This is a genomic window from Leptolyngbya sp. FACHB-711 (assembly GCF_014695615.1).
Classification (GTDB): Bacteria; Cyanobacteriota; Cyanobacteriia; order Elainellales; family Elainellaceae; genus Leptolyngbya_A.
This window is the reverse complement of record NZ_JACJOR010000189.1, coordinates 1-10,352: the sequence shown is the minus strand read 5'-3', so window position 1 is coordinate 10,352 and position 10,352 is coordinate 1. Positions and strand designations below refer to the sequence as shown.

8 protein-coding genes are annotated in these 10,352 nt (G+C 51.8%); 5 read left to right on the top strand and 3 right to left on the bottom strand.

Annotation, left to right across the window (positions count from 1 at the left end; genetic code table 11):
- Positions 1–74: 74 nt before the first annotated feature.
- Both H6F80_RS06915 and H6F80_RS06910 read right to left on the bottom strand, forming a co-directional pair.
- Positions 75–1,373, bottom strand: coding sequence for an ATP-grasp domain-containing protein (locus tag H6F80_RS06915; protein WP_190790854.1), 1,299 nt, complete (start codon positions 1,371–1,373; stop codon positions 75–77).
- A 37-nt stretch (positions 1,374–1,410) separates the two neighbouring features.
- On the bottom strand, positions 1,411–2,307 hold the full coding sequence (locus H6F80_RS06910) for an isoaspartyl peptidase/L-asparaginase family protein (protein ID WP_190790853.1): 897 nt from the start codon (positions 2,305–2,307) through the stop codon (positions 1,411–1,413).
- Positions 2,308–2,760: 453 nt separating this feature from the next.
- Here H6F80_RS06910 and H6F80_RS06905 point away from each other — a divergent pair, with 453 nt between their 5' ends.
- The 3 genes from H6F80_RS06905 to H6F80_RS30655 all read left to right on the top strand — a co-directional run bounded on the left by H6F80_RS06905 (position 2,761) and on the right by H6F80_RS30655 (position 7,483).
- Positions 2,761–3,378, top strand: a complete 618-nt coding sequence (locus H6F80_RS06905) for a superoxide dismutase (RefSeq protein ID WP_190790852.1) — start codon at positions 2,761–2,763, stop codon at positions 3,376–3,378.
- A 319-nt stretch (positions 3,379–3,697) separates the two neighbouring features.
- Entirely contained in the window at positions 3,698–6,493 is a 2,796-nt protein-coding gene (locus tag H6F80_RS06900) for a CBS domain-containing protein (RefSeq protein WP_190790851.1), read from the top strand.
- Between the two features lie 96 nt (positions 6,494–6,589).
- Positions 6,590–7,483 carry a DMT family transporter gene (locus tag H6F80_RS30655; RefSeq protein WP_347277838.1) on the top strand — a complete coding sequence of 298 codons (894 nt, stop codon included), beginning with the start codon at positions 6,590–6,592 and terminating at the stop codon, positions 7,481–7,483.
- 30 nt (positions 7,484–7,513) lie between these two features.
- Here the strand turns inward: H6F80_RS30655 and H6F80_RS06890 are convergent, their stop codons facing one another.
- Positions 7,514–7,780 carry a hypothetical protein gene (locus H6F80_RS06890; protein ID WP_190790850.1) on the bottom strand — a complete coding sequence of 89 codons (267 nt, stop codon included), beginning with the start codon at positions 7,778–7,780 and terminating at the stop codon, positions 7,514–7,516.
- Between the two features lie 275 nt (positions 7,781–8,055).
- On the opposite strand from H6F80_RS06890, the gene H6F80_RS06885 reads away from it, so the two are divergent.
- Positions 8,056–8,982, top strand: coding sequence for a LysR family transcriptional regulator (locus H6F80_RS06885; RefSeq protein ID WP_190790849.1), 927 nt, complete (start codon positions 8,056–8,058; stop codon positions 8,980–8,982).
- Between the two features lie 264 nt (positions 8,983–9,246).
- A partial coding sequence (glmS, locus tag H6F80_RS06880) for a glutamine--fructose-6-phosphate transaminase (isomerizing) (RefSeq protein ID WP_190790848.1) occupies positions 9,247–10,352 on the top strand: 1,106 nt, incomplete at its 3' end.

The following is a 10,352-nucleotide window of genomic DNA, read 5'->3' as shown; positions in this document are numbered from 1 at the left end:
GCTATTCGTTTTGTATCGTCGATCGCTGCTGTCATTTTGGGTTGCCTTCCAATTGTTTATCAGCGGTTTATTATTTAGCCTGTTAAATGCAATCCTTTTTGGTGCAAACTCTGCTCAACCTGCTGCATCTCCTCTACGGTTTCTCCAGTGACAATGCCGTAAATTTCGGTGTAGATTTTTCCATATTTCACTTTTTCCAGAGCCGAGAGAATCAAGAAATCTCTGCGATCGAGATGCGGCTTGAGCGTTGTCAGAATGGAGTCAAGCGTTCCTTCCATGCGATAATCGCTGGAGTATTTTGCGATTGTTTTATTCAGCTTTAATAGCTGATGCCGCTGGAGACAAAGAGGGGTAGAACCATTGATGCGGAAGTTAGCATCGATCGCGTAAAGTTCGCCGTCCCGGTTCTCTAATACATCAAAACCAATGACTCCAAAGTATCCTTGCTGATGGGCATATTTTCCAACTGCCGCAATCATTGAAGAAAACTTGCTCAGATCATTGGTGTAGTCAATCACGCCTCCCAAGTATGTCCCTTCAGAGCTAACAAGCTGCTGAGTTACGCCAATTAAAGTAATTCCTCCAGCTTTATTAACGTAAAACTGCACACAGTAATTATTCACTTCATGCTTAACAAAATCGGAAACAATAATTGTTTCGAGCAGTTTAATTTTGAGATACTTCTCTAATTCTTCCAGGCAGTAGTTCAGGTCACTCTGGGTACGGATGATATAAGTTCCCTCACCAGAAAGACCATGCGACGTCTTGATTAAGTAGGGGAATTGGGAAGGGAGCGGAATTTGATCCAGACGAACTTCACTTAACTGATAAGTTTGATAAGTAGGGCAGAGTACTCCTAATTGGGAAAGCGTTGCTTTACTGAGCAAGCGGTAATGAATTTCTGGATCAACAGCGTGTCTTTCGGGCAGCAGGTGATCAAAGGGAAAGAGGGTAATGACGCGATCGATTTGGTTACTTTGCACTTGCCCAGAGGAGTCATTGCCCTGACTGAGATCATCCAGATACGTTGAGCAATCCAGCCTCTCCGCTTGTGAATCGCGAAAGCCAAAATGCTCGCGCCAATAGTGGGTCAGTGTGTTACTGGGTGGACTGATGACCACACCGCGCAGCCCGTGCCCCAACACCGCTAAATTCTTCCAGGGTTCTTTCTGGCAAATCTTATCGAAGGATGTTTTGGTTGATTCGCCGCTGCCATCCTGCAGAAAGTATTTTTGCGTGTTTGGATAAGCTGCCCAGCTTGCTGTCGCTGGGTAGTTCAAAATCAGCGCATAGTTTCCGTTGCTAATGTCTTGAGCAAACAAATCAGAAAGTGAATTGCCCTGAAAAAACTGGAAGGAGGTTTGAGGAGCCATAGCGGGGAGGGAGTTAAACGGGGGTTAAACAGAGGAGTTAAACAACGGTGAACTTTTGATCCTGACGGGTAAAGAAGACAGGCTGCTTTAGCTCATCGGACATATAAGCAACCGCCATTTCAGATGAGTTATGTGCCCAGCCAACTTGTCCCTGCCGATCGATCAAAATACAGCCTGCTTCTCCTGCTACTCGATCGATTAGGGTGTCGATCGCGTGTTGCGCTGCTTCATCGGGATGCTTTCCGGCAGCCAAGGCATCGATCGCGGTTTTTGCCAGTACGACTGGAATAATCGACTCACCATCTCCTGTCGTCGAACAAGCTCCAGAGCGGTTATCGGCATACAAGCCGCAGCCGACTAATGCAGTATCGCCGACTCGCCCCTGAGGCTGCCCTGTGGTACCGCCCGTCGAAGTGCCAGCAACGAGATTGCCATTGGCATCTAACGCGACACAGCCCACCGTATTGGGACGGTCTAAAACCTCAATTTCCTCTTTCCACTCCTGATATTGTTCTTCGCTGACCAAATCTTCTTTAGCACACACTTCTAGCCCGTGTTCCAGCGCAAACCGTTCCCCGCTTCGTGCCACAAGCAATCGGGATTTATCTTCCATAATCTTGTGGGCAACAGAAATCGGATGACGGACGCCCTGGACCGCTGCGACGGCTCCCCAGTCTAGTGTTGCCCCGTCCATCATTGCCGCATCGACTTCAACTTCGCCTTCACTGTTCATCGTTGAACCGAAGCCCGCATTAAATGTCTGATCGGATTCCAGCACTCGAATCGCTGCCTCAACCGCTGCGGCTGCATTGCCTCCGGTACGTAACACCTCCCAGCCCGCCTCAACTGCCGCTAAACATCCCGCTTGATTTGCTGCTACTTTGTCCTCTGTAATTGTTTTCGCTCCACCATGAACAATGATGACTGGTTTCATACTTTTTTTTCTCACACAGTATTTTTTAGAGGATTTTTGCGGCAAAAAATCACGCCGCTTTGAGCCCTGAAAGCACGTCCAGCTTTCCAATTTTGGAGACTTAAGACAGAGCAGTAATAATCATCCCGAAGCATACCAGCTTGATTTTCTAAGGCATCTCTATCCCAAGAGTCACCTAAGACAATTAGAGGAATGAGATCCGATAACGCAAGTTTGTAATCGGCTGTTTTAGCTTCTGAGCAGCCTGGCTTTGGAGCGAGCCTGTATCCTCTTAGCGTTGAATCCGATCGATCTAAAGCGATACAGCGACAGCAACTTTTCCGCTATATCCTTCCGCCTCTTTACTGGTTTTGATAGAAATTTCTGTTGAAAATTGGTTTTGATAGTTTTCTCTTTCAAAAGATTCGTTAGAATAATCTGTAGAAACAGTTGAGAGAATAATAAGGATTCACTATGGCATTTGAAGTCCCCGCACTGCCCTATAACTTCGACGCGCTCGAACCCTACATCGACGCTCAGACCATGCAGATCCACCACGACCTGCATCACGGCGCATACGTTAAGAACCTGAATACGGCGACCGAATCCCACTCTGACCTGCAAAGCAAGAGCATTGAAGAACTAATTCGCGATCTCAATACTGTTCCAGAAGCCGTTCGGACTGCCGTTCGCAACAATGGCGGCGGACACCTCAACCACACGATTTTTTGGACGCTGATGGCTCCTAATGCAGGCGGTGAACCGACTGGGGCGATCGCAGAAGCAATCAATGACACCTTTGGCAGCTTTGAAACCTTTAAAGAGCGGTTCAACGATTCTGGCGTGAAGCGGTTTGGTAGCGGCTTTGTTTGGCTGGTGCGCTCTAGCGACGGCAAACTCGAAATCGTCAGCACCCCCAACCAGGACAACCCGATCACCGATGGTCACTACCCGATCATGGGCAACGATGTTTGGGAACACGCCTATTACCTCAAGTACCAGAACCGCCGCCCCGAATATCTGAAGCAGTGGTGGAACACGGTGAACTGGGAAGAAGTTAATCGCCGTTTCGCACAGTGTTCTGCTGGTTAATGATTCGCAAATGGCATGACGATCAGGGAGACGATCGCTGGATTGCCTTAAGAAACAGGTGCGATCGTTCATCCTCAGCTTTGTGCAGCGTTAGGCGGCAGAGTTAGGCTGCTCACTTGCCTATTCATTACACCCCTTTCACACCCCTTTAATTAAGTCGTTTAATTAAATCGTTTAGGGCGAAGCAGGTGCGATCGAGTTTTCCATTGAATTGGGGAGGCTCTTTCGCATTGCTTCGTCTTTTCAGGTTGTTTGGTCAAAAGCGGGGAGACGATCGCTAAAGTAAAGAAATCGTTTTGCCATTATTTCTACAGTGACTATGGATATCATCCTCTGTCATACCACGGCTGACTTTGACACCCTGGGCGCGGCGATCGGCTTAACGCGGCTGCATCCGGGAGCGCGAGTTGTGTTGACGGGGGGAAGTCATCCCACAGTGCATGATTTTTTGGCGTTGCATCGGGATGAATATGCGCTGATTGAGCGACGATCGGTAAATGCTGATCAGATTCGATCGCTGATTGTAGTGGATACGCAGTGGCGCGATCGGTTGGGCAAGGCGGCGGAATGGCTGGATTTGCCGGGAATTAAAGTTACGGTGTACGACCATCATCCCGATGGAGATATTGCGGCAGACGAAATGTGTGTGGAGGCGATCGGGTCAGCCACCACGCTGATCGTGGAGCAGCTTCAGGCGGCACAAATCACGCTGACTCCGGCAGAAGCAACCGTGATGGCGTTGGGCATTCATGTGGATACGGGGTCGCTCACGTTTGATCATTCGACTGTGCGAGATGCAGCAGCGTTGACCTGGCTGATGGCTCAGGGCGCAAACCTGCGATCGATCGGGGAATATGTAGAGCCAGGATTATCTCCAGAGCTGCAAGAGCTGTTGACGATCGCCCTGGAGCAAATGCAGACGGAAACCATTCGCGGCAATTCGATCGCCTGGGTGCTGCTGCCCGTGGGAGGTCATGTGGTGGGGCTGTCGAATCTAGCATCGCGGCTGCTGACCCTGACCGAGGCGGATGTGCTGCTGCTGGCGACGCGCTTTAGTTTAGGAGACGGTACGGAAGAACGGTTGACGGTCATCGGACGCTCGCGAGGTGGACTGGGATTAGACGAATTGAATCTGGGTGAGCTGTTCCAGCCCTGGGGGGGCGGTGGACATTCGCGGGCAGCATCGTTATCCCTGAGGGCGGCTGATCCGGAAAGCGAGTTTCAGCAGATTGTTGATCGCTTGACGCAGCAGATTCCCCAGCCGCCAACGGCACGAGAAATGATGTCTTCTCCGGTTCGCACGATTCGCCCAGAAACGACGATCGAGGAAGCACAGCGAATTTTGTTGCGGTACGGTCATGCGGGGCTATCAGTGGTGGATGCGGAAGGGCAGTTGGTTGGCATTATTTCTCGACGGGATATTGACATTGCACTGCATCACGGCTTCAGCCATGCTCCGGTGAAAGGCTACATGACGACGAATCTAAAGACGATCGCCCCCGATGCCTCGCTGCCGGAAATCGAATCGCTGATGACCACCTTTGATATCGGTCGATTGCCTGTGCTGGAGGACGGACAGCTTGTTGGCATGGTGACACGAACCGATGTGCTGCGCCAGCTTCATCAGGATAGGCAGTATCAGGGCAGGCAAAACCAGGCAAGGCAAACGGTACGCGATGCGAAAAAACCCTCACTGCGTCAAGCTTGCCTCCTTCCAGAAGTTGTGCAGGGAATGTTCCGAAGTCGCCTGATTCCAGCTTTGTGGAATGTGCTGATGCAGGCAGCAACACTGGCAGAGCAGCGCGGTTGGCAGCTCTATGTGGTGGGCGGTGCAGTGCGCGATATGCTGCTGTCCCAGAGCGGTGAACCCCATTTGTATGACATTGATTTAGTGGTAGATGGCTTTCATCGATCGGCAGACCAGGCAGCAGGAGTCGAGCTAGCACGAGCATTGCAGGAAAGCTACCCGCAAACGAAGCTGCAAATCCACGGACGATTTCAGACTGCAGCCCTCCTCTGGCACAACGATCCCGAACTTGGCTCGCTCTGGGTGGACATCGCTACGGCTCGCACCGAGTTTTATCCCTATCCGGCGGCAAACCCTGAAGTCGAGGCAAGCTCAATCCGGCAGGATTTATATCGGCGCGATTTCACGATTAACGCGATGGCAATCCGGTTGACTACCCCCCGACGCGGCGAACTGCTCGACTTTTTTGGCGGTGTGATTGACCTGGAAGCAAAGCAAATCCGTGTCCTCCATGCCAATAGCTTTATCGAAGACCCAACGCGCATCTATCGCGCAGTGCGTTTTGCCACGCGACTTGGATTTCAGATCGAACCGCAAACTGAAGGTTACATTCGCCATGCGATCGCCAGCGGGGTTTATGACCGAATCCAGCTCGAAATGGAGAAAACCCCCGCACTGCAAACCCGCCTGAAGCAAGAGTTGAAATACATTCTGGAAGCTTCCTATTGGAAACGGGCGATCGCGCTTTTAGATCATCTGGGCGCAATTTGCTGTATCCATCCTGAGCTGAAACTCACCGATTCCCTCTGGTACCAGCTCCGTTTTGCCGATCGCTGGCTGAAACAATTTGCCCCTTCCAAAACCTTTTCTCACTGGCAAATTTTGCTCGAAGTCATGCTGCTGCACCTGCTACCCGCAGCCCGAGTCAAAGTCGCAACGCATTTTCAGCTTCCTGCCGGCAGCCTCGATCGACTAGGACAGTTTGACGATCGACAAAAATGGGTAAATGAGCAATTGCCTGAATGCGATGCGAAGCACTTCCCTTCTGGGACAACCCGTCTTAGTAAGGTTTATCGGCTGCTGCAACCCTTGGATTTTGAGACGCTGACGCTGCTAGCAATCACCAGTTCTCGCGCAATTCGACGACGTATTTGGCAATACCTCACTAAGGATTCGGCGATCGAACCTTTGCTCAACGGCAACGATCTCAAACAGCTTGGCTTCAAACCCGGACGGCAGTATAAGGAGATTTTAGAAACGGTTTTTGATGCAACGTTGGATGGAGTGGTGCGCGATCGAGCCGAGGCAGTGCGGTTTGTTGAGGAACAGTTTGAAAAGGGAGAGCGGTACAGCAAAGAGACGCATTGAGCACGATCGCTCACTCCAGGCTTTGCAATTGCCAATTCCGAATTCCAAATTATTTACACGGCAGAATGGAAAGGTTGACTCGGACGCTGAGAACCTGTGAATTGGATTGAGACTTATAAGGGTGAAATCGCCGGATTGGGGGCTGCGCTGATCTGGGCGATCGCTTCCTCGATTTATGTGGGGTTGGGGAAACAGATGCCGCCCCTAATTTTGAACTTTACGAAGAGTGGGATTGCGATCGGCTTTATTTTGCTGACGCTGCTGCTGCGGGGCGATGTGCCTGACTTGAGCGGGATGAGTGTCTTGCTGCTGGGGTTGAGCGGGGCGATCGGAATTGGGTTGGGCGATACCGCGTTTTTTGCCAGTTTGAATGCGCTGGGGGCAAGACGATCGCTCTTATTTGAGGCGTTGTCGCCTTCGATGGCAGCAATTTTGGCAGGGTTATTCCTTAGCGAACAGCTAGGGCTGCAAACCTGGATCGGAATTGCCTTAACCCTGGGAGGGGTTGCCTGGGTCGTGGTGGAACGCACACCCAATGAGCCGCGAGATCGATCGCACCGCTGGTTGGGGATTGGCTTCGGATTACTGGCGGCACTGGGTCAGGCAGGCGGAGCCGTTTTGTCCAGAGCAGCGTTAGCCGGAACCACAGTCAGCCCACTCTGGAGTACGCTGATTCGTCTTGCAGCAGGTGTGCTAATTTTGCTAGTCTGGATGGTGGCAAAGCGTCAGCCCCTCCGAGTTTTCCAGCCGCTTCGATCGCCCCGCTTCCTGGCTATCCTGGCACTCACCGCGTTTAGCGGCACGTATCTGGCAATCTGGCTCCAGCAAACTGCCCTCAAATTCACTGCCACGGGCATTGCTCAGGCTCTCACCTCGACCAGTCCGCTGTTTGTGATTCCGATCGCTTTCTGGGCAGGAGAACGAGTGAGTTTAAGGGCAATTTTAGGAGCGACGATCGCCTTAGCAGGAATTTGGTTGCTGTTCGATTAAAAGAGAGCCAATCAAAATTAAGTCGGATTTTCATCTGCGATAGCGTTCTTCGAGCCAGATCCGAACTTCGTTTGCGCTCCCGAAGGTGAGTGATTGATGGGTCGTCGGGTCGTAGACGCTCCAGTAATGTTCACCCGATCGATCGCGCTTCAGCGTAATTTGCGGTTCAGAATAACCGAGACAATATTGCACAAATCGATCCCAGATCCGCTTGAGGCGTCCATTTTGCCAGGTTTGCGGCGATCGTGGATTAACGAGGGGGGAGGATTGCTGAATCGGATTGAAATCAGTTCTCATACCATGACTCCCGGATGCGAAGGGTGAATCAGACGGTTTGCAGGCAGATTACTTCTTTGGTCATGCTCGTGCTGGAGCACGATGAGTAAATTGAATGGCGGAATAAACTCCATCGCCGTAACAAAATTTCATCTGATAGCCCCACTTTAAGTAGCTGCAACGATGAAATCAAAAAGCGCACTGCATCGTTTCCATGAAAAAAATTCATGTTTACCTCTGGAGTCTCCTGAGAATTTAAGCGACAATCTGGGAAGTGCAGGGAAGAGGTGGACGCGATGAATCTTGAAGGCATTAAGCTATCGCAACTGCGGGCACTGGCTACGATCGCCAAGTATGGCAACTTCAGTGAGGCGGCTTTTCAGCTTGGTGTGTCTCAATCCGCCATCAGTCATGCAATCGCGGCGTTAGAAGCTGAATTAGGCGTGGTGCTGCTGTCGCGGGGGCGACATGGGGCTTCGCTAACTCCCGTAGGCGAACGCATTTTGACGCATACTCATACCATGCTGGATAATCTGGAGGCGATCGGCAAAGAAGCAAACCTCGCGAAGGGGCTTCAGGGCGGTCATCTACGAATTGCATCATTTCGGAGTGCGGCGACTCACGTGCTGCCCGGCGTGATTGCAGAGTTTCAGAAGCGGTTTCCGGGCGTGAGTATTACGATTCGCGAATGTCGTTTCGGCGTTTCCGTTGCTCAAGCCCTGCGGCAGGGTCAGGCAGACCTGGGCATTACCATTTTGCCGACGACCGATGAATTTGAATCCTGGGAACTGCTGCGCGATGAGTATCTGGTTCTGTTTCCCCCCAGCTGCAAGCTCAAAGACTCCCTCACCTGGCAGGATCTGTACAGGCTGCCCTTAATTTTGCCTTCGTCGCAGGACGAGTGCCGCATCCTGATTGATGCTCACTTCGATCGCTTTCAGCAGCCCTTAAAACCCACCTACGAAGTAACGGAAGATTCGACCGCTGTGGGCATGGTCAGCCAAGGCTTGGGCATTACGATTATGGGACGATTAGCCGCCGAGCCACTGCCACCCCATGTTCAGGTGAGAAGTCTGCCCGTGAAACTAGAGCGAATTATCGGCGCAGCAATCTTGGCAGAAGGGTTACATTCTCCGGCGGTTTATGCGTTTCTTGACAGTTTGAAAGCATCAGGGTCAGTTCAGCCCGGCTCTGCCTTGTCTGATTTAAGCGCCGTTGTTTAGCGTTCAGCGATCGCCTAATCACAATCTCGTCAGACTAACCTCACTTCACAAAACCCAAAACAAACCCATTAATCCCATCTCCTCCAGGGAGGGAAGTCCGCAGGGCAGGGTGGGGCAAACCTTCGCGATCGAGCCAAGCTCCACCTTTCTGGAATCACCTTTCTGGAATCACCAGATCGACTGCTGTATATCCAGGTGCGTGAACAATAATTGCCCCCATTAAAATAAATCCATCCACTTTAGCCTGAAGAGGAGCGTCAGCCCATGTGTGGAATTGTTGGCTACATCGGAACTCAAGCAGCAAGCGGTATTTTGCTCGAAGGGTTACGCAAGCTGGAGTATCGCGGCTATGACTCCGCGGGAATTGCCACCATCTGGGAAGGCGAAATTCACTGTGTCCGGGCGAAGGGCAAACTGCAAAATCTGCAAGACAAGTTAGAAGGCTTACATATTCCCGCACAGGTCGGCATTGGACACACGCGCTGGGCAACCCACGGCAAGCCGGAGGAATACAACGCCCATCCCCACATGGATACGGTAAAGCGATTGGCAGTCGTGCAAAATGGCATTATTGAAAACTATCGCGAACTGCGCGAACACCTGAAGGCAAAGGGACACGAGTTTCGATCGGATACCGACACCGAAGTGATTCCCCACCTGATTGCCGATTATCTGGCAGAACTCTCTACCAGCCCCAATCCCTTACTCGAAGCGGCACGCCTGGCAGTGAATGACCTTCAGGGCGCGTTTGCGCTGGCGATCGTTTCAGCCGACTATCCCGATGAACTCCTTGCAGTGCGGCAGCAGGCTCCTTTGGCGATCGGGTTTGGGCAGGGCGAATTCTTTTGTGCGTCGGATACTCCGGCTCTGGTGACGCATACTCGCGCTGTGCTGACGCTGGAAAATGGCGAACTGGCAAGGCTGACCCCGCTGGGCGTAGAAGTGTATGACTTTGCCGGGCATCGACTCAAGAAAACGCCGCGAATGCTGGACATGAACCCGATTCAGGTGGAAAAGCAGGGCTTCCGGCATTTCATGGTGAAGGAAATCTATGAACAGCCGGGTGTGGTGAGAACTTCGTTGGAAGCCTATCTGGATAGTGGGTGGACAGCCGCTAGTTCTACTTCCCCAATTCGCTTGAATCTGCCGGATGAGTTTTATGCGGATATTGAGCAAATCCAGATCGTTGCCTGCGGTACAAGCTGGCACGCCGGACTGGTGGGTAAGTATTTGCTAGAACAGCTTGCCGAAATCCCCACACAGGTGCAGTATGCCTCTGAGTTTCGCTACGCACCGCCCCCACTCACGCCCCATACGCTAACGATCGGTGTGACCCAATCCGGCGAAACCGCAGACACCCTTTCTGCCCT

Excerpts from the sequence above, each read along its gene's own strand:
- H6F80_RS06915 (WP_190790854.1), bottom strand. The coding sequence starts at position 1,373 with ATGGCTCCTCAAACCTCCTTCCAGTTTTTTCAGGGCAATTCACTTTCT.
- H6F80_RS06910 (WP_190790853.1), bottom strand. The coding sequence starts at position 2,307 with ATGAAACCAGTCATCATTGTTCATGGTGGAGCGAAAACAATTACAGAG.
- H6F80_RS06905 (WP_190790852.1), top strand. The coding sequence starts at position 2,761 with ATGGCATTTGAAGTCCCCGCACTGCCCTATAACTTCGACGCGCTCGAA.
- H6F80_RS06900 (WP_190790851.1), top strand. The coding sequence starts at position 3,698 with ATGGATATCATCCTCTGTCATACCACGGCTGACTTTGACACCCTGGGC.
- H6F80_RS06890 (WP_190790850.1), bottom strand. The coding sequence starts at position 7,780 with ATGAGAACTGATTTCAATCCGATTCAGCAATCCTCCCCCCTCGTTAAT.
- H6F80_RS06885 (WP_190790849.1), top strand. The coding sequence starts at position 8,056 with ATGAATCTTGAAGGCATTAAGCTATCGCAACTGCGGGCACTGGCTACG.